Source organism: Streptomyces sp. VTCC 41912, assembly GCF_045799175.1.
GTDB lineage: Bacteria > Actinomycetota > Actinomycetes > Streptomycetales > Streptomycetaceae > Streptomyces > Streptomyces albulus_C.
The window spans coordinates 210,757-234,690 of record NZ_JBJMAB010000009.1 but is presented as its reverse complement, the minus strand read 5'-3'; the positions used below and the strand labels follow the sequence as shown (position 1 = coordinate 234,690).

Below are 23,934 nucleotides of genomic sequence, written 5' to 3'. Positions count from 1 at the left end.
GTCAGGACGAGGCTACCTGCATCCAAATGCGGAGCATCTCGCCCCGGGCCCGGTGCATATCCTCTTCCCGTCGCATCTTTGCCTGCTGCTTCGCTTCCTTGATGGCCTTTTCGGCGTTCTCCTCGCCGACGCTGTCACGAATGCGCTCGACCTCATGCGGGGAGAGGTCGCCGTAGCGGTATCCGGCCGCGTAGTAAACCGTCGTCGAATTCGTCCGGTTCGGCAGGTTGTCGCGCTGGTCGTGTGGGACGTCGTGGTACTGCGTGCGGTCTGCTCCCGCTGGCCGCTCGAATTCATGGGACAGGTAGTAGGAGCAGTTGGCCGATGCCGGGTCCGTTTTGGATCCGCACGGCTCGTACTCCGTGTACATGGCGATCGACTTGTAGACGCCCGGGTTTGCGGCGTCCATCTTGCGGAACGCCTCACCCAGTACCGGTTCTGAATGGTCCGGGGCCTTGTCGAAATTGTTGGCGGGCACCGAGGAGTCGATGACGTAGTGCGTCTCGGTGCTGCCGTCGTGGTTCGTCTTCTGTACTTCCAGTACCGCGTAGTTCTTTCCGGAGAAGTCCGGGCGCAGCCGGGCGGCGCTCGCCTGCACATCGGGATCGTCGCTCTTGGACGGTTTGCCCACCACATTCCGCCACAGCGCGTTGAACTTCCGCTGTTCCTTGCCCAGCGCCGCCGAGTTCGGTTCGTCCCCGTGACCCGTGACGTTCTGTCGCACACCGTAGGCGCGGGCCTGCGGTGCGGGGTCCACCGGATCGCCGCTCTTGGGGTCGTGACGCGAATGGAGATAGGAGCCGCCGGAGTTCTCCACGGCGTGTGCATCGTGGAACTGGTGGCTCATGCGGGCGATGGCGCCCACCGTGGCGAGCTGCTCGGACTGCTTCATCGAACCGAATCCGGGCAGTATTTCTGCCAGCCGCTCCTTGGTGATCGGGCCCTTTGCCGATTCGTCGATGGCGTGCAGCAGCGGCGGCTTGGGATGGTCTCCGTCAGCCGGCTTTGCCCAGTGGTTCAGATGGTCGATGACCGGTTCGAGATTCACTTGCCGGACGTCGTTGGTGCGGCGCAGCGTGGACTGGGAGCCGTCCGACTGCATCGTGTAGTGCTCGTGGGTGCCGTCACCGGGCTGCCGTTGCTCGTAGGGCGTGCTGCCCTTGGCCCGGTCGCCGCTGTACGGCTCGCTGGCGACCTGGTCGCTCCGCTCCCGCATCGCACGGCGCTTCGCCGCCCGCTCCTCCGGGGACTCCTCCAGCTTGTGCTTGCCCTTCTTCGGCTTCTCGTCGCCGTTCTTCCCGTCCTTGTCGTCCGGGTGCTGCGCGTCCTTGCCGTGCCCCGAGGTCTGGTGGCCCGACGGGTCGGGCGGCGGCAGGGCTCCGGGATTGCGAGGCACCGGCGGCTGGTGCGGATGCTCGGCGCCTGAGTGTGCCGGCGGCTGGTGCTCGGAACCGCGGCCCGGCACCCCGTGGTCCGTCGTGTGGTCGGCCGTGTGGTCGGCCGTGTGGTTCGGAGCCTGCTCGGGCTTCGTCCCGGGTGAGTCGTGGTGCGGGTGCTCGGCGTTCGGGGCATGGCCGTCGCCGGGGGTGTGGTGGGGCTCCGGTGCGCCCGCGGGGTGCTGGCCGCCGCCGTGCTGCTGGTTGGGCGCGTGTGGGGGGTAGGGCTGGTGCTGGCCCTGGTGCGGCTGTTGTTGGTACGGGTGCGGGGGCTGGCCCTGGTGGGGCTGCTGCGGGTGCTGGACGTGCGGCTGCTGGGGATGTTGCTGCTGCGGCACGTGAGGCTGCTGCGGCACGTGGGGTTGCGGCTGCTGGTGGGGCGCCGGTGCGTGCTGCTGGGGGTAGGGCTGGTGCTGCTGCGGGTGCTGGTACTGCGGGTGTTGTGGCTGCTGACCTTGGTGGGGCTGCTGCTGTTGGTGGGGGTGTTGTGGCTGCTGCTGGTGGGGTTGCTGTTGGTAGGGGTGCTGGGGCTGGCCCTGGTGGGGCTGCTGCGGGTGCGGCTGCTGGTAGGGGTTCTGCGGTTGGTGCTGGGGTTGCTGGGCGTACGGGTTGTGCTGGGGCTGTTGGGTGTACGGGTTGTGCTGGGGGGTCTGGGCGTACGGGTTGTGCGGCTGAGGCTGTGGCTGGTGCTGGCCGTACTGGGGTTGGGGCTGGTGCGGCTGCTGTTGCGGGTACGGCTGTTGGTGGTGGGGCTGCTGCTGTACCTGCGGGTGTTGCGGCTGCTGGTTCTGGTTCTGGTGCGGCTGTGGTTGCGGCTGTTGCTGGGGGTGGGGGGACTGCTGGGGGTGCTGGTTCGGGGTGTGGTTCTGGGCGGCGGTGGGGTCGAAGGGCTTGCGGTCGCCGTCGAGGGTGAGGTGCCAGACGCCCTCGGCATGGGTGTGGATGGGCTGATGGCTGATCTGGCCCGTCTGGCTGTCGACCCAGACGACCTTGCCGTTGTGGTTGACCGCGTTGAAGACGTGGGCGCCGCCGCCCGAACCGTCGGGGTTCTTCGGCCAGGTCACCAGGACGGCCGAGGCCGAACCATGGCCCGACTGCTGGAGCTCGTGGGCGATGTTGTTGTAGGCGTCGTGGGCGTTCTGGCCCGAGTTGCGGAAGTTGGTGCCCGCCCAGTTCTGGATGTTGTGGGTGCCGTCCCGTTCACCGCTCGCGCGGTCCAGGTTGCCGTGCGCGTCGGTGTCGTACGTACGGGGCGCGGAGACCTGCGGGTTGCCGTACCAGGACTCCATGAAGGAACGGGTGCAGTCGGCGCAGTTGTTGGACCGGCCGGGCACGGTCGGGCCGCCGTCGTTCTGGTACTTGGCCCACGGCTGGAACGGGTCGGCGTGGACCTGCGGGGTGCCGTCCGGGTTCCGCGGGAAGTTGTGCTCCAGCGCCTGCTGGTCGTGCGGGAACGGTGAGTACAGGCCGCCCGGGTGGTGGTTCAGGCCGGCGCGGACGTCGTTGAGGCTCGGCTGCTGGTGGTGCGGCGCCTGCTGTGGGTGCTGCTGCTGCGGGTGTTGAGGCTGTTGGTGAGGGTCGTGCGGCTGCTGCTGGTTGTGGTGCTGCTGTTGCTGCGGGCTCTGGTGCGGCTGAGGCTGCGGCTGGTGTTGCTGTTGGGGGTGGTGCTGCTGGCTCTGCTGCTGCGGGTGGTGGCTTTGCGGCGTGGGCTGCTGCGGGTGGTGCTGCTGGTTGGCCTGGTTGGCCTGGTTGGCCTGGTTGGCCTGGTGGGGTTGGTTGGGCTGGTTGGTCTGATGGGGCTGGTTTTGCTGGGGGTGTGGCTGCTGCGCATGCGGCTGCTGCGGCTGCTGGGGGTGGTGGGGCTGTTGCTGTGGCGGCGCAGGCTGAGGGTGCTGCGGCTGCTGGTGGGGCTGCTGCGGGTGGGCCTGCTGCGGGTGCTGGGGGTTGGGGCTCTGCGGCTGTCCCGGGTGCGGGGAGTGCTCGGGGGACTGGGAGTCCGGACGGTGATCGTCCGGGCGGTTGGCGTCCGGGCGCGGGGCGTCCGGGTGGGTGTTCTCCGGGCGCGGCCGGTCGGGGTTCGGCTGGTGCTGAGTGTCGGGCCGCGGGGATTCGGGGCGCGGGGCGTCGGGGCGCTGACCGTTGGCGCGGTCGTCCGGGTGCGGCTGGTTGCCGTCCTGGTGGGGGCGGTTGGCGTGGTCCGCGTCAGGGTGCGGCGGGGTGCCGTCCGGACGCGGGTGGGTGGCGTCCGGGTGCGGCTGGTGGGTGTCCGTCGGCCGCTGGTTCTGTCCGCGGTCGGCGTCCGGCCGTTGGTCCTGCGGGCGGTGGGTGTCCGCGGGGCGCGGACTGTCCGGGTGGCCGTCGTTCGGGTGCCGGGCGTCCGGGTGGTCGGTGTTCGGGCGGGGGCCGTCCAGGCGGGGGTTGTGCGGGGGACGCTCCGGGGTGCGCTGTTGCGTGGCGTCGTGGACGGGCTGGGTGCCGTCCGGGCGGCGGTTGGGGCCGGGGACGTTGGCGTTGGGGCGGGGCCCGTCCAGGCGCGGGTTGTACGCCGGGCGGTCCGGGCCGCGTTGCTGGGTGACGTCACGGATCGGCTGGGAGCCGTCCGGGCGGCGGTTGCTCGGCGCGCCGCCGTCGGTGGTGGGGCGGGAGGGGGTGGCGCTGGGGGTGCCCGAACCGGCCGCGGGCGCGCCGCCGCCGTGGGACGGCATGGCGGAGGGCATGCCCATCGCCGGGCCGGCGCTCTGCGGTGCACCCTGGGAACCCTGCGGTGAAGTGCCGCCGGAAATTCCGGAGTTGGGGTTGCCGGTGCCCGAGTCGGTGGCGCTGTGCTGGGTGGGTGGCGGCGCGGTCATGGTGTCCGCGGACTGGGTGCGCACGGTGGTGTCGTGGTCGTCACCGGCGTGCGGCATGGGGTCGCCCGGCGCGGGGTCGCGGTGCTGGACGGACGGTTGACCCGCGGAGTGCTGGACGGGTGCGCCCTGGGGGGCCGGGGTGCCCATGTGCGGCATGGAGGGGCGGCTGCCCGTCCCCGAGCCGCCCGACGAACCGGAGGAATTCGACGAGTCCCCGTTGCCGTTGCCGTTGCCGTTGCCGGAGCCGCCGTCGTGGGACGGGGCGGGGGACGGCGAGGGAGACGGGCCGCCGGAGCCGTGGTCGCCGGGTGAAGTGCCGTCGTGGCTCGGGGCGTCGTGCGGGCTGGGGGCGGAGTGCTGCGGCGAGGGTTGGGCGCCGGCGGAGCCGTCGTGGCTCGGGCTGGTGTGGTGCTCGGGAGCCGGCTGGGTGCTGACCGGGTCGGGGCCGCGCTCCGGCGGGTGGCTCGCCGAGTGGTCCGGAGCGGTGTCCGGGGTGGGGTGGGTGCTGACGGAGTCCGGCCGGGCGGCGTCCGGCGTCGGGTGCGTGCCCACCCCGTCCTGGCGCGGTGCGTCGGGGGTGTGGTCGGCGGTCGGTTGGGTGTTGAACGGTTCCGGGCGGGCGGAGTTAGGGGTGTTGTCGGCCGTGGGGTGGGTGCTGACCCCGTCGGGGTGCTCCGCATGCGGACCGTGACCGGAGTCGGGGGCGGCGACGGACTCGGGGGAGTGCGACGGTCCGGGCGTGTCGTGGCCGCCCTGGTAGCCCTCGTCGAAGGGGGAGCGGTGTGCCGCGTCGGGGAGGGGCTGGGCGGTGGGCCTGGGGTGATCGTTCCCGGAACCGGAACCGGAGCCGGACGCGGGATCGGGGCCGTGGTGGGAGCCCGAGTCGGTGCCGGGAGACGTGTCCGAGTGGGCGCGTTCGGGAGAGGTGGTCGGGCTGGACGGGCTGTCGCCGGGGCGCGGGGCGTGGGACTGCCCACCCGAGCCCGAGCCCGAGCCCGAGCCCGAGCCCGAGCCAGAACCGGAACCGGAGTCCGCTCCGGAGCCGCCGTGCGAACCGCTGCCGCTGCCGCTGCCGCCGCCGTCGCCCGAGCCGGAGTGCCCCTCGGAACCGGAGCCACCGTGCTCCCCCGAGCCGCTTCCGGACCCGGACCCGCCGTGTTCGCCCGAACCCGAACCCGAACCCGAACCCGAACCGGAGCCAGAACCGGACCCCGAGCCGCTCCCGTGCTCCCCGCCTCCGCTCTCCCCGCTTCCGTGCTCGCCGCCGCTGCCGCCGTGCTCGCCGCCGCCGTGGCCGGCCGCGTGGTCCAGGCCGGTGCGGGCGTGCTGGCCCGCCTTGCCGCCGAGCGCGTCGCGGAAGTTGGTGCCGAAGTTCTCGCCGGTGTTCTTGAGGGAGTCGGTGGCCGTGTCGGCGCCGGTCTTGAGGCTGCGGTTGACGTCGAAGCCGTTCTGGGCGCCGAACGACATGTTGACGCCCTGGGCGATGGCGTCGGAGATCATCGCCTGCAGCGCGTCCATGGCCGGCTGCTTGACGGTGTTCATGATCGCCTCGATCAGGGCGTCGCGCGCTTCCTTGAGGATGCGGCGGACGATGAGGCGGGTGGCTTGGGTGGCGCCGGCGGCCCCCACTTCGGAGAGCCCGAAGGTGAAGGGGGCGGCTGCTTGGGCCGCGATGATTTCTGCCGCGAGGATCGCCAACTGGGCGATCACCGCCACTTTCATCCCGACGATCACCCCCGATCCGGCGTCCATCGCGAAGGCGATCAGCTCGGCGGCCTCGCGGGCGTCGTTCATGTAGCCGTTGCCGCCGTCGGAGAACTTGTCCCAGGTCTTGCTGAAACCGTCGATGCTGTCGCCGGAGTTCGACGACAGGACGGTGCCGGCCGCGGTGACGCCCTCGGACTGGAGCTGTTCCACCATGTTCGCGAATTCCCGCCACTCACTGGCGGACTCGTTCATCTTGTCCTCGTCGCCCGTCGGCCAGTCGTAGCCGAGCATCTGGAGGACCCACTCAAGCCAGTCCGGCAGCATGATTGACATTGGGAATCCCCCGTAGACGGCAAGGCGGTGAGCGCGAAACGAAAGAGGTGGAGGGAGCGGAGAGAACGGAGAGAGCGGAGAAGACTGGGAGAACGGAGAGAGCGGAGCGAACGGTAGGAGCAGGAGGGGCGAAAGGGCGAAAGGGCGGCAAGCCGGGAAGTGCGCTTACGCGGACGGCTTCTGAGCCCCCGGAGCGCGATCCGAACGCGATCCGACTCCGATGCGGCCCTGATCCGCCCCCGATCCGCCCCCGAGCCCGGGGGCTACGTGTTGGGGGACTTGAAGTTGCTGATCAGCTGGCTCTCGGCCTCGGCGTTGGCGACGTGCTGCTGCATCAAGGAGTGGTTGAAGTCCTCGTTGCCCTCATGGTTGTTCGCCATGGTGGTGAGCGCGCCGCCGATCTCCTGGAGCTTGGCCGCGAGATGTCCCATCGACTCGTACATGCCGTCGCGCAGGCCCTCGTAGACGACCCCGAACTTCGAGCCGATGTCGTCGTCGCCCCATGGCGGGGTGCCGGACCCCTCCAGATCGGTGAGGCCGTTCTTGAGCTTCTCCACGGCGGACTGGTACCGCTCGCCGATGTTGGTGAAGCTTCCGCCACCCGACTTCAGTGACGGTACGTCTGCTTGCAGGCCATCGCCGGCCATGCTCTTTCCCCCGTTCAGAGTTCGTCACGTAGTGCTCGGACTCAAGCAAATTCTAGTCGCGTCGGTCAGCTTCTCGGCAAGACGCCTACTGTCACAGGGTTGTCATGCGCGAGGGCGCCGTGAGGTGTTGTGAGGGCGTCCGCCCCTGGTGCCGGCGGGCGTCCGTGCGCCTCACGCGGTTCCCGGGCGGTACCACTGCCGGTAGACGGCGATGGCGGAGTCCGGGGGGAAGTTGGGCACCGTGGTCACGTCGCCGTTGGCCTTGGTGATCACGATGTTGGTGCCGCCAGGGCTGGCCGGCGGGGCGGTGGGGTCCTCGGGGGCGGGCCAGCCGGCGTAGACGAGGTAGCCCTCGTCGAATTCGTGGACCAGGAGCGAGACGGGGCCGCCCGGGGCGCCGACCGGCGGGAAGTAGGCGCGGCCGATCTCCAGGGCGTGGTCGGCGGAGGTCGGCACCACCTTGGGCGGGGCGCCGGCGCCGGGCTGTTGGCCGGGGACGGTGCTCGGCGGGTACGGCGGCGGCAGCGGCGGCTGGCCGCCGGTGGCGCCCTCCGGGGCGCCCGGTGCGCCGCCCGGCTGCCCGCCGGGGGTGGCGCCCGCGTTCCCGGCCGGGTTGCCGGCTGCGGAGTCCGTCATGGAGGTCCCTCCCGTTGGCATCGCTAGGTCATGCCCGCTGTCATGGCGCGTCGTCGTGCATCAGTCAAGATCAGGTCAAGGCTGCGAATTCCGGTCACCTTGACCGACGTCGGAGAAGCGTAGTGGGTTCGCCTGTGGCGGGGTGCGGGCCGGGGGAGTTCGAGATCCTCGGCCCGTTGGTCGGGATTTCCCGTTTTTCCGGCGTCTCAAGGGTGTTGGTGTGATTCGGCCACTTCAGTCACTTCAGTCACTTCGGTCGCTTGGTTCCGCTGGTTCGGTATGACCCGGTTCGGTGTTTCGGCGGCCTCGTCCTCCAGGGCGCGGAGGGCGAACCAGAGTTCCATGCGGACGTCGGGGTCGTCGAGGTCGGTGTCGAGGAGGCCGGCGATGCGGGTGATGCGTTGGCGGACGGTGTTGCGGTGGATGCCGAGGGCGGTGGCGGTGCGGTCCCAACTTCCGTGCAGGGAGAGCCAGTTGTGCAACGTGGTGCGGAGGGAAGGGGAATCGAGGAGTGGGGCCAGTCGGGCCCGGGCGTGTTCCGCGGCGTCCGCGGGGTCGATGAGGGCGCCGAGGCCGTTCGGGCCGGCGGCGTGGTGGCGCACCAAAGGGGTGCGGCGGGCCAGGGCACGCCGGAGGGCGTGCGCGGCGTGCCGGTCGGCGGCGGGCAGGCCGACCACCGCAACGGGTTCGCTGACGCCCAGCGTCCAGCCGGGGAGGGCGGCGACCTCGCCGTCGCCGGGGACCAGGGCCCGCAGCCCGTCGGGCGCGGCAGCCGGTGCCACCAGCGGGGTCTTGAGGGCGTGGGCCAGGCCGGCCGGGGCGGCGGGTGTGTCGCGGCGGGGTACGGCGTGCACGACGGTCCACCGGCGGTGGCCGAGGAACGGGGCGACGTCGGCCGGGGCGGCGCCCACGAGGAGGTGGACCAGGGCCGCCGCGTGGTCGCCGCCGGCCGGCGCGGTGGCGGCGGGGCCGGTGATCAGCGAGAGCAGGACGGCGGCGACGCCCGCGATGGTGTGCGCGGGCGGATCGTCCGGGTCGGTGGCGACCACCAGGGCGAGCCCGCCGCCGGTCTCCTTCGGGCCGGTTCCGGCGGGCTCGGCCTCCTGGGCGCCGGGGGGCGTCCGCCCCGTCAGGGCGTAGCCGGTCAGTTGGGTGCCCGGGAGCGTGTCAGCGGCCGAGGTGGGGCCGCCGGCGGTGACCACCCCCGCCAGGCGGACCGCCGCGGCCCGGCAGGCGGCGGACGGGCGCGGGCCGGCCGAGCCGTGCGCGGTGCCGTCGGGGGCGAGCAGTGCGGCCCAGCCGTGTGCGTGGCGGGCCAGGGCGCGGAGCACGGCGGAGGCTGGTTCCGGGCGGGCGGCCGCCGCGGACAGGGCCCGCTGGGCCGCGCCGATCCGGGTCAGTTCGCGGTGCCGGGCCTCGGTCACGGCCTGCCAGACGGCGCTCTCCACGGCCGTGAACGGGGTTTCCTGCGGGACCTCGACGAGCGCCAGCCCGTGTCGTTCGCAGGCGTCCACCAGGGCCGGCGGAACCGTCCGGTGCACCGGGGCGATGCCGAAGCCGAGGGCGGCGGCGCCGGCCGCGACGGTGCGGGCGGCGTAGCCGTCCAAGTAGGCGTCGAGCGCGGCGCCGTCCTCCGAGGCCGCCGCCTCCGCCAGGTGGACGCCGGCGGTCAACAGCAGCTCGCCGCCCAGGAGGTACGGCACCGGGTCGGCCATCTCCGAGGTGTGCACCCAGTGGATCGTCACGCCCGAACGGGGCCCGGCGAGCTGACGCAGGCCCAGGTCCGTCCGGGCGAGCAGGTCCGCCAGGGGGACCGGCGGGGTGGACGGCGGGGGCAGGGAACGCGGCATGTGCGGAACCTCCACTTCCAGGGCGCCGGAGTGGAGGAAACGTACACTTCAGCGTCGTTCGTGCGCCTCCTAGGGTCAACCCCCGAGACGGGACACCCCCACCGCCCCGCTCGCCTCTTCTCCCACTTCCACCCCGAAGCGCCTCACCCCGCTTCGCCCTTGCTCCCCTCGCTCCTCCCCTCTCCCCTCGGCGCAGTTGGAAGGGATGGCCCATGGCTGTCGACTACGCGGTGATCGTTCTCTATCTGGCCGGCATGCTCGCCATGGGGTGGTGGGGCATGCGGCGCGCCACCTCGAAGAGCGACTTCCTGGTCGCCGGGCGGCGGCTGGGCCCCGTGATGTACTCCGGGACCATGGCCGCGATCGTGCTCGGCGGCGCCTCCACCATCGGCGGCGTCGGGCTCGGCTACCAGTACGGGCTGTCCGGGGCGTGGATGGTCTTCACCATCGGCCTCGGGCTGCTGGGCCTGAGCGTCCTCTTCTCCGCCCGGATCGCCCGGCTGAAGGTCTACACCGTCTCCGAGATGCTGGACCTGCGCTACGGCGGCGCCGCCGGGCTCATCTCCGGCGTGGTCATGTGGGCGTACACCCTGATGCTCGCGGTGACCTCGACCCTCGCCTACGCGACCATCTTCGACGTGCTGTTCGGACTCGACCGCACGCTGGCGATCGTCCTCGGCGGGGCGATCGTGGTGGCGTACTCGACGCTCGGCGGGATGTGGTCGATCACCCTGACCGACATGGTGCAGTTCGTCGTCAAGACCATCGGCGTCCTGCTGCTCCTGCTGCCCCTCGCACTGGTCAAGGCGGGCGGCTTCGCCCAGTTGAAGGCCCAACTGCCGAGCGACTACTTCGCGCCGCTGGGCATCGGCGGCCAGACCGTCTTCACCTACGTCCTGATCTACTCGTTCGGGATGCTGATCGGGCAGGACATCTGGCAGCGCGTGTTCACCGCGCGCAGCGACCGCGTCGCGCGCCTGGGTGGCACCGCGGCCGGCACGTACTGCCTGGTGTACGCGGTGGCGGGGGCGGTCATCGGCACCGCGGCCAAGGTCCTCTACCCCCATCTGGGCAGCCCCGACGACGCGTTCGCGACGATCGTGAAGGACGCGCTGCCGGTGGGGGTGCGCGGGCTGGTGCTGGCGGCGGCGCTGTCCGCGGTGATGTCGACGTCGTCGGGCGCGCTGATCGCCTGCGCGACGGTGGCCAACAACGACATCTGGGCGCGGGTGCGGCGGGGGGCCGGGCGCCGGCCGGCGGAGCACCGCGGGTCCCCCGAGGAACAGTCCCCCGAGGAACAGTCCTCCGAGGGGCAGTCCCCCGAGGCGTCCGCGGGCCACGACGAGGTGCGGGGGAACCGGCTGTTCATCCTCCTCATGGGCGTCGCGGTGATCGTCATCGCGCTCGCGCTGAACGACGTCGTCGAGGCGCTCACCCTCGCCTACAACGTGCTGGTCGGCGGGTTGCTGGTACCCATCCTCGGGGGGCTGCTGTGGAAGCGCGGCAACGCCGCCGGGGCGCTGGCGTCGGTCGTGGTCGGCGGGGTGACCGTGGTCGGCCTGATGGTCGCCCTCGGGGTCCTCGCCAACGAGCCCATCTACTACGGGCTGCTGGCCTCCCTCGTGTCCTACGTGGCGGTCAGCCTGGCCACCCGGCCCACGGACGCGGCGGTCCTGGCGGCCTGGCGGGAACGGTTGGGCCCGCGGCCCGCCGCCGTGGCGGGCGCCCCGGGCCCGGCCGGCGACTGACCGCGCACCGCCGGGCGCCCCGCCGGGCGCCGATCGACCCCGACGAGACGGAAGAGAACACCACGATGAGCACCACCCCGAACCCCGGCCCGAACCCCGGCCCGACCTCCGATGCGGCGGCTGCCGCCACCCCGGCGCACCCCTCGCCCCGCACCGGCGGCGACCTGGTGATGGAGTCGCTCGCCGCGCTGGGCGCCGACACCGTCTTCGGCCTCCCCGGCCAACACGCCCTCGGCCTCTTCGACGCGCTGCGCCGCGCCCCGGGCGTGCGGTACGTGGGATTGCGGACGGAGAACAACGCGGGCTTCGCCGCCGACGCCTACGCCCGGACCACGCACCGGGTCGCCCCGCTGCTGGTCTCCACCGGTCCCGGCGCGCTGCTGACGCTGCCCGCGCTCCAGGAGGCGGCCGCCGGTTCGGCCGCCGTCCTGGCCCTCGGCAGCCAGGTGCCGGTGGCCGGGCTCGGCGGTGGCCGCCACGGCTACCTGCACGAACTCCCCGACCAGGCGGCCGCGTTCCGGGGCGTGGTGAAGTCCGTGCACACGGTGCGGACGGCGTCGCAGATCCCGTCCGCGGTGGCGGCGGCGTGGGAGTCGGCGGTGAGCGTCCCGCACGGGCCGGTGTGGCTGGAGATCCCGCAGGACGTGCTGCTGGCGCCGGTCGACGTCCCGCCGGTCGTCGAACTCCCGGTCCAGGCACAGGAGTTGCCGCCGCGGCGGGAGGTGATCGTGGAGGCCGCCCGGCGGCTGGGGGCGGCCCGGCGGCCGGTGATCCTGGCCGGCGGGGGCGTCGTGCGGGCCGGGGCGGAGGCCGAACTACTGGCGCTGGCCGAGCGGCTGCGGGCGCCGGTGGCGACCACCTTCGGGGGCAAGGGCGCCTTCCCCTGGGAGCATCCGCTCTCCCTCCAGTCCTGGTTGGAGGACCGCCACACCACCGACTTCCTGGAGGACGCGGACACCCTCCTGGTGGTCGGTTCGGGGCTCGGCGAACTCTCCTCGAACTACCACACCTTCCGACCGCGCGGCCGGGTCGTCCAGATCGAGGCGGACCTCGGCAAGTTGGAGTCCAACCACGCCGGGCTGGGCATCCACGCGGACGCCCGGGCGGCGCTGGCGGCCCTGCTGGCCGAGCTTCCGGAGGGACGCCCGGTGGGGGCGCCGTCCACCGACGGGCCCGAGGCCGCGGTGGCCGCGCTGCTGGCCCGGGTCCGCGACCGGCTCGACCGCCAGGGGCTGGCGGCGGAGCGGGAGATCCTCGCCGCGGTGCGCGCGGCGCTGCCCGACGACGCGGTCAGCTGCTGGGACATGACGATCCTGGCCTACTGGGCCTGGTCCGCGTTCGATGCGCGGGGGACCAACGCGCTGCACTCCGCACAGGGCGCCGGCGGCCTGGGCTACGGCTTCCCGGCGGCGTTGGGCGCGGCCGTCGCCGACCCGGGACGACCGGTGCTGGCGGTCTCGGGGGACGGCGGCGCGATGTACTCGCTCGCCGAACTGGCCACGGCCCGCCAGTACGACCTGCCGGTGACCTGGCTGATCGTGGACGACGGCGGCTACGGCATCCTGCGCGAGTACATGACCGACGCGTTCGGCGAGACCACCGCCGAGGCCACCGAGCTCACCCGGCCGGACTTCGTGGCGCTGGCCGGGTCGTTCGGGGTGCCGGCGGTCCGGACCACCCCGGAGCGGCTGGGCGCGGACCTGGCCGCGGCGCTGGCCGCCCCCGGACCGTCGGTCGTCGTCCTGCCGGCCCTCCTGCGGATGTTCGCCCCCACGCACCTGACGGCGTGAGGGCGCCCGATCACGCCCCGACCCGTCCCTGCACCAACTGGGCGAGCGCGGCGTGCACTTCCTCGACCGACCGCTCCGGCTGGAACGACTGCCAGTCCAGCGCGGCGACCAGCACCATCCCGAGCAGCGCCGAGGCGGTCAGTGGCACGTCGAGTTCGTCGCTGAGCTCCCCGCCGTGCACGGCGTCCCGCAGCACCGACTCGACGACCGCCAGGGCGCGGCCCCGTACGGAGGTGAGGGTGGCGCGCCAGGTGCGGTTGGTGCGCCAGAGCTCGGCGACGTAGAGCTGGGTGAGGGCGGGGGAGCCGGCGATGAAGTCCAGGCCGGCGCGGATCATCGCGTCGAGCGCGTCGACCCGGGTGCCGCCGCCGGCCACGGTCCGGTCGGCGGCGGTGCGCAGGGAGGCGGCGAGCAGGTCGACGCCGTCCCGCAGGAGTTCCTCGTAGAGGACGTTCTTGCTGCTGAAGTTGTAGTAGACGGTGCCCTTGGCGACGCCGGCGCGCTCGGCGATCTCCTCGACCGTGGTGGCGGAGAAGCCCTGTTCGGCGATGAGGATGACGGCGGCGTCGAAGAGCCGCCGCCGGGTCGACGTGCGGCGGGGGGCGGCGCCGGCGACGGCACCGCCCCCCTTGCCGGAGCGGCTGCTCACAGGCTGAGCTCCGGGTGCAGGTCCTTCATCCGCACGACCTGGCGGCTGCGCGCCGCGAGGGCGGTGAGGGCCAGCGCGCCGAGCGTGAACGCGGCGAGCACGATGCTGCCCTGCCAGACGACGTCCAGGTCACCACCGGTGATCAGCCGGCGCAGGCCGTCGACGACGTAGCTCATCGGCAGGAACGGGTGGATCGCCGAGAAGAACGCCGGGCTGGTCTGCACCGGGTAGGTGCCGCCCGCCGAGGTCAGCTGGAGCATCAGGATGACCAGCGTCAACACCCGGCCCGCCGGGCCGAAGAAGGCGCTCAGCAACTGGATGACGGCGGTGAAGCAGGCCGTCGCCAGCATCAGGAACCCGATGGTGGCGCCCGCGCGGTCCATCTCCAGCCCCAGCGCCCAGTGCAGCACGGCCATCAGGGCCAGCACCTGGACGACGCCGATGGCGAAGGCCGGCAGCCAGGAGCCGAGCGCGATCCGCCAACCGGGCGCGCCCGCGGCCAGTGCCCGCTTGCCGAGCGGCGCCAGCAGCATGTACGCGACCATCGCGCCGACCCAGAGGGAGAGCGGGATGAAGTACGGGGCGAGGCCGGTGCCGTAGTTGGGAGCCTTGTGCATCGACTTGGCGGCCAGCTTGACCGGGTCGGACATCACGTCGGTCCGGTCGTCGCGGTCCTTCTTGTCGTAGTCGGGGATCTTGGCGACCCCGCTGTGCAACCCGGTGGCCAGCTGGTTGGCGCCGTCCTTGAGCTTGTACAGACCGCCGCTGAGCTGCTCGGCGCCGTCGTGGGCGGTGCCGAGGCCGTCGTGGAGCTGCCCGGCCCCGTCGGCGAGCTGCCCGGCACCGTTGTGGAGCTGCCCGGCACCGTTGGCGAGGTCGCCGGCGCCGTTGGCGAGGGCACCGATGCCGTTGGCGAACTGGCCGGCGCCGTCGGCAATCTTGTGGGCACCTGAGTTGAGCGTGTTGATCTGGCCGATGGCGGTGTCGGCCCGGTCGGCGATGCCCGGCGCCTGCTGGGCGACCAGCACGGCGCCCTGGTGCAGCTCACGCAGCTTGGCCTGCCATTGGCCGAAGTCCGTGTGCGCGATGGCGTCGTTGACCTTCTCCGCCAGGTCGGCGGCGGTGGAGGTTCCCGCCGCGATGCCCTTCAGCTTGGCGCAGTCGGTGTCCGTGGAGACCTGCCCGCCGCACTGCTCCTGGTAGAGGGAAGCGGCGTCGTTGGCGTTCTTGCGGGCCTCGGCGGCGGCCTTGGCGGAGTTGCCGGGCAGCTTGCCGAGGTCGTCGTCGAGTTTCTGGCTGAGGTCGGCGACGACCTGCGCCTTCTCGCCGATCTCCTTGCCGTGCTCCCGCAGGAAGGGCAGGTCTTTCTTGGCGATGCCCTGGACCTTGTCGGCGAGCTGCTGGGTGCCGTCCGCGATCCGACCGGCGCCCTGGCTGAGCTCCTTGGCCTTGGCGGCGGCCTGCGCCGTTCCGTTGCTCAGGTCCCCCGCGCCCTTGCCCAGCTTGCCGAGCCCGTTGTTGAGGTCCCCGACACCCTTGTCGAGCTTGCCCGCCCCGTCGTTCAGCTTCCCCAGCCCGTCGGCCAGTTCGCCGGTCTTCTCCCGGGCGGTGCCCAGTCCCTCGTCGACCTTGCCCGCGCCGTCCGCCGCCTTGGCGGTCTCGTCGTGCAGGTCGGAGAACGACACGAAGATCTTGTCGAGGAACGCCCGGCTGGACTTGGACGACGTCTTGGCGCGGATCTCGGAGAACACCGTCTTGGAGATCGAGCCGACGATGTAGTTGTTGGCGTCGTTGGTGCGGACCTGGAGGGCGCCGGTCTGCGGGTCGTCGCCGCCGCTGGAGGCGATCTTCTCGCTGAAGTTCTTCGGGACGGTCAGCGACAGGTAGAAGTCGCCCTTCTCCAGGCCCTTGGCGGCGTCGGAGGCGCTGACCTCCTTCCAGTCGAAGGTCTTGCTGTCCTTGACGTTCTTCGCCAGGTCGGCGCCGGCGGTCAGCTTCTTGCCGTCGGAGGTGGCGCCCTGGTCCTCGTTGACCAGCGCGACCGGGATCTTGTCCAGCCGGCTGTAGGGGTCCCAGAAGGAGCAGAGGTAGAGCGCTCCGTACAGCAGCGGGATGAGCATGAGGGCGACCAGGCCAAGGCGGGGGAGCTTGCCCCGGCCGAAGCGCCTCAGCTCAAGCGCGGCCAGTCTCGGCGAACGCATGCGCCGCTTCCTCCTCGTGGGTGTCGGGGGTGCCGCCGGTGGCGGGGGAGTCGGTGGTGTCGGTGGTGTCGCGGGTGGCCGTCGCGCCGGTGGTGACGATCAGGGCGTCCGCCGGGGCGTCGGAGGCGACCGCGACCACGGTGGTGCCGGCCAGCGCCACGTCCCGCAGCAACTGCCAGGCCGTGGCGCGCTCTTCCGCCGACAGCTTCAGGTCGAGGTCGTCGACGGCCAGCAGGTGCGGCTGGTGCATCACGGCGAGCGCCACCGACAGCCGGAGCGCCTCCAGCCGTTCCAGGTCGCGCACGCAGGTGCGCAGGCCCTTGGGCAGGGTGTCCGGGTCGAGGCCGGCGGCCGCCAGGGCGGCGTCCACCACGGCCCGGGTGGCTTCCCTGCGGCGGCTGCCCCAGAGGAACGGCGCGCCCCGGCGGCCCAAGAGTGCCTGTTCCCGGAGGTGTTCGGCGACGGTGAGGGCCGGTTCGAGGTCGGCGACGCCGGGTACGTGCGCGAGCGCGGTGCGCCCGCGGACCGTTCCCATCCGCTTCGGCAGCGGGAACCCGGCGACCGTGGCGTGCCCCTCGGTGATCCGCATCCGGCCGGTGAGCGCGAGCAGCAGGCAGGTGCGGCCGGAGCCCGACGGGCCCCGCACCGCGATCAGCGCCCCCGGGTCCGCGGTGAGGTCGACGCCTCTGAAGGCCCAGCCGCGTGGGCCCTTCACTCCGATGCCCCGGGCGTTGACGGCCGCGCCCTGGCGGGTGGTCTCCACAGCCCCTCCTTTTGATCTGACTGGTCAGTCTAAAAGTGTGCCGTACGCATGCCCGTATTGACCAATCGAGGGCTTTGTGACGGCCGGAAAGCGACGGTCGCGGCCGGAAAACGCTGAATCTCCCGGGAAACCGGTGACCCGAGTGGCTGCCGGCCCATAGGGTGCGCAGACGTCGGGCAGCGCCGAGGCTGGGTCCGTGCCTCAGCGCGCGGCACCGGCCGCACGGGGACGGAGAGCCATGGACCACACGCAGCGGACACCGCGGCAGGGCGACCGCAACGACCGCGGGCCGCGCCCGGAGCCGCCCGCCGCCCGCCGCAGCGGCCCCCGCCGCCCGCGCGGACCGCTCGCCGCCCTGCTCGCCGGCACCCTGCTCGCCGCCCTCGCCCCGGCCGCCGCCCCGTCCGCCGCGGCGGACCCCGCGCCGGACGCCACCGCGCCGCCCTCCTGCACCGCCGACGGCTGGGCCCCCACCGCCACCGCCATCGACCCCGAGGACAGTCACCACGCCTACGTCGGCAACGGCTACCTCGGCCAGCGCGTCCCGCCCAACGGCACGGGCTACGCCGCCCCCGGCGGCACCACCGGCTGGCCCCTGAAGACCCCCGAGTACGACGGCTCCTTCGTCTCCGGCCTCTACGCCAAGGGCCCGGCCAACCTCCAGGGCCGCCAGGCGATAGCCGCCCTCCCCACCTGGACCACCCTCGACGTCACCACCGGCGGCCCGCACCCCGACACGTTCTCCTCGGCCACCGCCCGGGGCCGCATCAGCCACTACCGCCAGACCCTCTCGCTGCGCTGCGGCTTCGTCCGCACCGCGCTGACCTGGACCGCCGCCGACGGCCGGGTCACCGACCTGGTCTACGACGTGCTCGCCGACCGGGCCGACGCGCACACCGCCGCGGTCCGCCTGCGCATGACGCCCCACTGGAGCGGCGAGACGACCGTCACCGACACCCTCGACGGCCGCGGCGCACGCCGACTGCGCCCCGCCGGCCCGGCCCCGGGCGCCGACGGGAAACGGCCCGGAACGGTCGCCGTCGGCTTCCGCACCGACGGCACCGGGACCGCGGGCACCGTCGCCTCCACCCTGCGCGCCGGGCCCGGCACCCCGGACGCCCGCCCCGCCCCGCGCGCCGCGGCGCCCCGCCCCGGCGCCACCACGGCCGAGGCCCTCACCGCCCACCAGGCACTGACCCTCCCGGTCCGCCGCGGCCACACCTACGAGCTGACCAAGTACGTCGGCGTGGACACCGCCCTCACCTCCCGCGCCCCGCGCACCGCAGCCGAGACCGCCTCCCGGCGGGCCGCGGACTCCGGCTGGGCCGCCCTGTCCGCCCGGCACCGCGCCGCCTGGCAGAAGCTGTGGCGCAGCGACATCGAGGTGGCCGGGCAGCCCGAGCTCCAGTCCTGGATCCGCTCCGCCCAGTACGGACTGCTGGCCTCGACCCGCGCCGGCAGCGCCAACAGCATCGGCCCCACCGGCCTGACCAGCGACAACTACGCCGGCGAAATCTTCTGGGACGCCGAGACCTGGATGTACCCGGGCCTGCTGGCCACCCACCCCGACCTCGCCCGGTCCGTCGTCGACTACCGCTACCGCACCCGCGACGCCGCCCGCGCCAACGCCCGCCGGCTCGGTTACCGGGGGCTCTTCTACTCCTGGACCAGCGGCAGCACCGGCGACCTGTGGACCGAGTGCCACAGCTGGGACCCGCCGCACTGCACGACCCAGAACCACCTCATGGGCGACATCTCGCTGGCCGCCTGGCAGTACTACCTCGCCACCAAGGACACCGCCTGGCTGAAGTCCCGCGGATGGCCCGTCCTCGCGGGCATCGCCGACTTCTGGGCCTCCCGCGCCACCCGCAACCCCGACGGCAGCTACTCGATCAAGGACGTCGCCGGCCCGGACGAGTACAGCAACGGCGTCGACGACGCGGTCTTCACCAACGCCGGCGCCGCCACCGCCCTGCGCCACGCCACCCGCGCCGCCGCCCTCCTGGGCGAACCGGCCCCCGCCGCCTGGAAGACCGTCGCCGACCGGCTGCGGATCCCCTACGACGGCACCAAGAAGGTCTTCGAGCAGTACGCCGGGTACAAGGGGACGACCATCAAGCAGGCCGACACGGTGCTCCTGATGTACCCGCTGCAATGGCCGATGACCCGGCAGCAGGCCGCCGCCACCCTCGACTACTACGCGGCCCGCACCGACCCCGACGGCCCGGCCATGACCGACTCGGTGCACGCCGTCGACGCCGCCGCCCTGGGCGAGCCCGGCTGCGTCACCCACACCTACCTCCAGCGCGCCATCAGGCCGTTCGTGCGCGGACCGTTCGCGGAGTTCTCCGAGGCCCGCGGCGCGAAGGCCGGCGCCGGCGACCCGCACGCCGGCCGCCCCGCCCAGGACTTCCTCACCGGCAAGGGCGGCTTCCTCCAGGTCTTCACCCACGGCCTGACCGGTCTGCGCCTCGACGAGGACCGGGTGCACCTGGACCCGATGCTGCCGCCGCAACTGGCCGCCGGCGTCACCCTGCGCGGCCTGCACTGGCAGGGCCGCACCTTCGACGTCGCGCTCGGCGCCCACCAGACCACCGTCCGGCTCACCGCCGGCCCCGCCCTGCCGCTCGCCACCCCCGAGGGCGACAAGCTGGTCAGCAGGGGCGTCCCGGCCGTCCTCAAGACCCGCCGCCCCGACCTCGCCGCGACCACCGACGTCGCCCGGTGCGCCACCGCCACCGCCACCTCCGAGGAGCCCGGCCTGTACGCCGGCTCCGCGGTCGACGGGAACGCCACCACCGCCTGGGTCCCGGACGCCGCCGACGGCACCCTCACCGTCGACCTGGGCCGCACGGTCACCGTCGGCCGGATCACCCCGCACTGGACCGCCACCCGCCCGGCGTCCTACGTCGTGCAGGTCTCACAGGACGGGCGGCACTGGACCGGCACCGGCTACGCGGGCCGCAGTCCGGCCCGGTACGTCCGGATCGTGGTGCACGGCGCCACCCGGCCCGGACCCGGTGGCAAGCCCGCACCCCGCCCGGGCCTCACCGAGCTGGAGGTGACCCGGGCGCCCTGACCCCGGCCGCGGCCCTGTGGCCGGTTCCCTCCGGCCCGGGCGCCGTGAATTGTTGCGGCGGGATGAAATCCGCCGCCCCGCGTGTTGCTCCCGTGCGACAGACGACGCACGGGAGGCATCGGGTGGCGGGGACGGACACGGCACGACAGGGCTGGGCACGGCGGCTGAGCCGGGACTGCTGGCGGTACCGCAAGGACGTGCTGCTCGCGCTGGGCGCCTCGCTCTTCGGGATGGGCGTCACGGCGCTCGTCCCGCTCATCCCCAAGTTGATCATCGACGACGTGATCGTCCGGCACGATCGGGCGCTGGCCCCCTGGGCCACCCTGCTGGTCGTCGCCGCCGTCGTGGTCTACGTCCTCACCTACTTCCGCCGCTTCTACGGCGGCCGGCTCGCCCTGGACGTCCAGCACGACCTGCGCACCCGCATGTTCGACGCGATAGCCCGGCTCGACGGGCGGCGGCAGGACGAGCTGAGCACCGGCCAGGTCGTCGGCCGCGCCACCAGCGACCTCCAGCTCATCCAGAGCCTGCTGTTCATGCTCCCGATGATGATCGGGAACGTCCTGCTCTTCGCCGTCTCGCTGGCCGTGATGGCGGTCCTGTCGCCGCTGCTGACGGTCGTCGCGCTGGCCGTCGCCCCGGCCCTGTGGATCATCGCCCGCCGCAGCCGCGCCCGCCTCTTCCCGGCCACCTGGTACGCCCAGGGCCAGGCCGCCGCGGTGGCCTCCGTCGTGGACGGCGCGGTCTCCGGCGTCCGCGTCGTCAAGGGCTTCGGCCAGGAGGAGCAGGAGACCGGCAAGCTGCGCGAGGTCGGCCGCCGCCTCTTCGCCGCCCGACTGCGCACGGTCCGCCTCAACGCCCGCTACACCCCGGCCCTCCAGGCCGTCCCCGCCCTCGGCCAGGTCGCGATGCTGGCGCTCGGCGGCTGGATGGCCACCCGGGGCCACATCACCCTGGGCACCTTCGTCGCCTTCTCCACCTACCTCGCGCAGCTCGTCGGCCCGGTCCGGATGCTGGCCATGATGCTCACCGTCGGCCAGCAGGCCCGCGCCGGCGTCGAGCGGGTCTACGAACTCATCGACACCGAGCCGACGATAACGGAGCACGAAGGCGCCCACGCCCTGCCCGCCGACGCCCCGGCGACCGTCGTCTTCGACCGGGTCACCTTCGGCTACGGCCCCCACCACGCCCCGGCCACCGGCAGCCAGGACGGCCGGGGCCGCCAGGACGCCGCGGCCGGTGACGGCGAGGGGGCCGCGACGCCCGCGCCCCGCCCCGTGCGCCCCATCCTCGACGACTTCTCGCTGCGCATCGACGCCGGCGAGACGGTCGCCGTGATCGGCGCCTCCGGCAGCGGCAAGTCCACCGTGTCCCTGCTGCTGCCCCGCTTCTACGACGTCACCGCCGGCCGTGTCCTGGTCGGCGGCCACGACGTCCGCGACCTCACCCTGGAATCGCTGCGCGCCGCCATCGGACTGGTCCCCGAGAGCAGCTTCCTGTTCTCCGACTCGATCCGCGACAACATCGCCTACGGCCACCCCGAGGCGACCGACGCCCAGGTCCGCGCCGCCGCCCGCGCCGCCCAGGCCGACGGCTTCATCGCGGAACTCCCCCAGGGCTACGACACCAAGGTCGGCGAACAGGGCCTGACCCTCTCCGGCGGCCAACGCCAACGCATAGCGCTGGCCCGCGCCATCCTCACCGACCCCCGGCTGCTGGTCCTCGACGACGCCACCTCCGCCGTCGACGCCCGGGTCGAGCACGAGATCCACGAGGCGCTGCGCGGCGTCATGGCCGGCCGCACCACCCTGCTGATCGCCCACCGCGCGTCCACCCTGGCGCTCGCCGACCGGATCGCGGTCCTCGACGACGGCCGGCTCGCCGACATCGGCACCCAGGAGGAGCTGGCCGAGCGCTGCGCCCTGTACCGCCGGCTGCTGACCGACCCGGAGGAGCTGGGCGACGTCCCGCACGACCCCGCCGGAGCGGCCGGCCTCTTCGACGGCGAGTACGCGGCGTCCGGGACGACCGGGCTGCTGGAGCCCGCCGCCGACGGCGACCGGCCGCACCCCGACGGACCCGTCCGCCGCCCCGGCGCCCTGGTCGACGTCGAGCCCGCCGAGCCCGCCGACCGTGCCGCCGCCGCGGCCGCCACCGGCGGCATCACCCCCGAGCTGTGGGTCCGCCGCGAGCAGGAGGCCGAGGCGGGCGCCGCCGGCACCGCCACCCGCGCGGCCACCGCCGCCGGCCCCGGCATCGCCGCCGCCACGGCCGGCAGCCCCGCCACCCCCGAACTCCTCGCCCAGGTCGCCGCGCTGCCCCCGGCCACCGACGCCCCCGACGTCGACGAGGCCGCCGCGGTCCGCCCCGAGCCCGCCTACGGCCTGCGCCGGCTGCTGCACGGCTTCGGCCGGCCGCTCACGCTGGCCCTGCTGCTGGTCGCCGTGGACGCCCTCGCCTCGCTGCTGCTGCCGGTCCTCATCCGCCAGGGCATCGACGACGGCGTCCGGCGCGGCATCCTGGCCGGCGTCTGGACCGCCGCCGGGCTCGCTCTGGTCGTCGTCGCCGCCCAATGGGTCGCCCAGATCGGCGCCAACCGCATGACCGGCCGCACCGGCGAACGGATCCTGTACTCCCTCCGCCTGAAGATCTTCGCCCAGCTCCAGCGCCTCGGCCTCGACTACTACGAGCGCGAACTGACCGGCAAGATCATGACGCGGATGACCACCGACGTCGACGCGCTGTCCACGTTCCTGCAGACCGGTCTGGTCACCGCCGTCGTCTCGGTGCTCACCTTCTTCGGCATCCTGCTCGCCCTGCTCGCCCTCGACGTCCAGCTGGCCCTGGTCGTCTTCGCCACCCTCCCCCCGCTGGTCCTCGCCACCTACGTCTTCCGCAAGCGCAGCATCACGGCGTACGAACTCGCCCGCGAACGGATCAGCACCGTCAACGGCGACCTCCAGGAGAACGTCGCCGGACTGCGGATAGTCCAGGCGTTCCGCCGCGAGGGGCACGGCGCCGAGCGGTACGCCGCACACAGCGACGCCTACCGCCAGGCCCGGGTGCGCGGCCAGTTCCTGATATCCGTCTACTTCCCGTTCGTCCAGCTGCTGTCGTCCGTGGCGTCCGCCCTGGTACTGATCGTCGGCGCCGACCGGGTCGGCGGACACACCCTGACCGCCGGCGCCCTGGTCGCCTACCTCCTCTACATCGACCTGTTCTTCGCCCCCGTCCAGCAGCTCTCCCAGGTCTTCGACGGCTACCAGCAGGCGTCCGTCTCGCTCGGCCGGATCCGCGAACTCCTCGCCCAGCCCACGTCCACCCCGGCCGCCGAGCACCCCCGCCCGGTCCCGGCCCTCCGCGGCGACCTCACCTTCGACGGCGTCCACTTCCACTACGGCGACCACGACGAGCAGGCCCTGGCCGACATCGACCTCACCATCCCGGCCGGCCAGACCGTCGCCTTCGTCGGCGAGACCGGTGCCGGCAAGTCCACCCTCGTCAAGCTGGTCGCCCGCTTCTACGACCCGACGGCCGGCGCGGTCCGCATCGACGGCACCGACCTGCGGGAACTCGACCTGACCGGCTACCGCCGCCGGCTCGGCGTCGTCCCCCAGGAGTCCTACCTCTTCGCCGGCACGGTCCGCGACGCCATCGCCTACGGCCGCCCGGACGCCACCGACGCCGAGGTGGAGGCCGCCGCCCGCGCCGTCGGCGCCCACGACATGATCGCCACCCTCGACGACGGCTACCTCCACGAGGTCGCCGAGCGCGGCCGCAACCTCTCCGCGGGCCAGCGCCAACTGCTCGCCCTGGCCCGCGCCGAACTCACCGACCCGGACGTGCTGCTCCTCGACGAGGCCACCGCCGCCCTGGACCTGGCCACCGAAGCCGTCGTCAACCAAGCCACCGACCGGCTCGCCGGCCGCCGCGCCGACCCCGTGTGGTCGGGGGAGGGCCCGCTCCCCGCACCGCCCGCTCCCGCGCGCACCACCCTCATCGTCGCCCACCGGCTCACCACCGCCGCCCGCGCCGACCGGGTGGTGGTCCTCGACCACGGCCGGATCATCGAGGACGGCACCCACGCCCAACTGCTCGCCCGCAACGGCCGCTACGCGGAGCTGTGGCGGACCTACAGCGGCGAGGAGGAGAGCCTCACCGTGTGAGCGCGGCGTCCCAATGGGGGCTGGTGGCGCCCCCGCCGCGCGGATAGGTTCGGCCCGACCTGTGACATCCCAAGGGGAGG

At 73.2% G+C, this 23,934-nt stretch carries 11 protein-coding genes; 4 read left to right on the top strand and 7 right to left on the bottom strand.

The genetic code is table 11. The annotated features are described in order from the left end of the window. Position 1 precedes the first annotated feature (1 nt). From ACJ6WD_RS16510 to ACJ6WD_RS16495, 4 genes are all read right to left on the bottom strand, one after another. Positions 2 to 6,325: a toxin glutamine deamidase domain-containing protein gene (locus ACJ6WD_RS16510; protein WP_407616036.1), complete on the bottom strand. Its 6,324-nt coding sequence runs from the start codon at positions 6,323 to 6,325 to the stop codon at positions 2 to 4. Positions 6,326 to 6,588: 263 nt separating this feature from the next. Continuing rightward, positions 6,589 to 6,972 carry a hypothetical protein gene (locus tag ACJ6WD_RS16505; protein WP_038519610.1) on the bottom strand — a complete coding sequence of 128 codons (384 nt, stop codon included), beginning with the start codon at positions 6,970 to 6,972 and terminating at the stop codon, positions 6,589 to 6,591. Positions 6,973 to 7,143: 171 nt separating this feature from the next. After that, complete coding sequence (locus ACJ6WD_RS16500; protein WP_233657642.1) at positions 7,144 to 7,608, bottom strand: hypothetical protein; 465 nt, start codon at positions 7,606 to 7,608, stop codon at positions 7,144 to 7,146. 206 nt (positions 7,609 to 7,814) lie between these two features. Next, a complete protein-coding gene (locus ACJ6WD_RS16495; protein WP_407616035.1) occupies positions 7,815 to 9,458 on the bottom strand; it encodes a PucR family transcriptional regulator in 1,644 nt (547 codons plus the stop codon). A gap of 212 nt (positions 9,459 to 9,670) precedes the next feature. Between ACJ6WD_RS16495 and ACJ6WD_RS16490 the strand changes: the two genes are divergently transcribed. Together ACJ6WD_RS16490 and ACJ6WD_RS16485 are read left to right on the top strand one after the other, a co-directional pair. After that, a complete protein-coding gene (locus tag ACJ6WD_RS16490; protein WP_407616034.1) occupies positions 9,671 to 11,206 on the top strand; it encodes a sodium:solute symporter in 1,536 nt (511 codons plus the stop codon). Positions 11,207 to 11,271: 65 nt separating this feature from the next. Beyond that, a complete protein-coding gene (locus tag ACJ6WD_RS16485; protein WP_407616033.1) occupies positions 11,272 to 12,996 on the top strand; it encodes a thiamine pyrophosphate-binding protein in 1,725 nt (574 codons plus the stop codon). Between the two features lie 10 nt (positions 12,997 to 13,006). Here ACJ6WD_RS16485 and ACJ6WD_RS16480 read toward each other — a convergent pair whose 3' ends face one another. From ACJ6WD_RS16480 to ACJ6WD_RS16470, 3 genes are read right to left on the bottom strand one after another with little or no spacing between them, the layout of a single operon-like run. Next, the gene (locus ACJ6WD_RS16480) at positions 13,007 to 13,645 is read right to left on the bottom strand and encodes a TetR/AcrR family transcriptional regulator (protein WP_233657645.1); all 639 of its coding nucleotides are present in this window, start codon (positions 13,643 to 13,645) and stop codon (positions 13,007 to 13,009) included. Beyond that, on the bottom strand, positions 13,642 to 15,846 hold the full coding sequence (locus ACJ6WD_RS16475) for a YhgE/Pip family protein (protein ID WP_376553874.1): 2,205 nt from the start codon (positions 15,844 to 15,846) through the stop codon (positions 13,642 to 13,644). The genes ACJ6WD_RS16480 and ACJ6WD_RS16475 overlap by 4 nt, the downstream gene beginning before the upstream one ends. Further along, entirely contained in the window at positions 15,818 to 16,609 is a 792-nt protein-coding gene (locus tag ACJ6WD_RS16470) for an ATP-binding cassette domain-containing protein (RefSeq protein WP_038519600.1), read from the bottom strand. The genes ACJ6WD_RS16475 and ACJ6WD_RS16470 overlap by 29 nt, the downstream gene beginning before the upstream one ends. A gap of 238 nt (positions 16,610 to 16,847) precedes the next feature. Between ACJ6WD_RS16470 and ACJ6WD_RS16465 the strand changes: the two genes are divergently transcribed. Together ACJ6WD_RS16465 and ACJ6WD_RS16460 are read left to right on the top strand one after the other, a co-directional pair. After that, entirely contained in the window at positions 16,848 to 19,688 is a 2,841-nt protein-coding gene (locus ACJ6WD_RS16465) for a discoidin domain-containing protein (protein ID WP_407616032.1), read from the top strand. 122 nt (positions 19,689 to 19,810) lie between these two features. Next, a complete protein-coding gene (locus tag ACJ6WD_RS16460; protein WP_407616031.1) occupies positions 19,811 to 23,854 on the top strand; it encodes an ABC transporter ATP-binding protein in 4,044 nt (1,347 codons plus the stop codon). Positions 23,855 to 23,934: the final 80 nt, after the last annotated feature.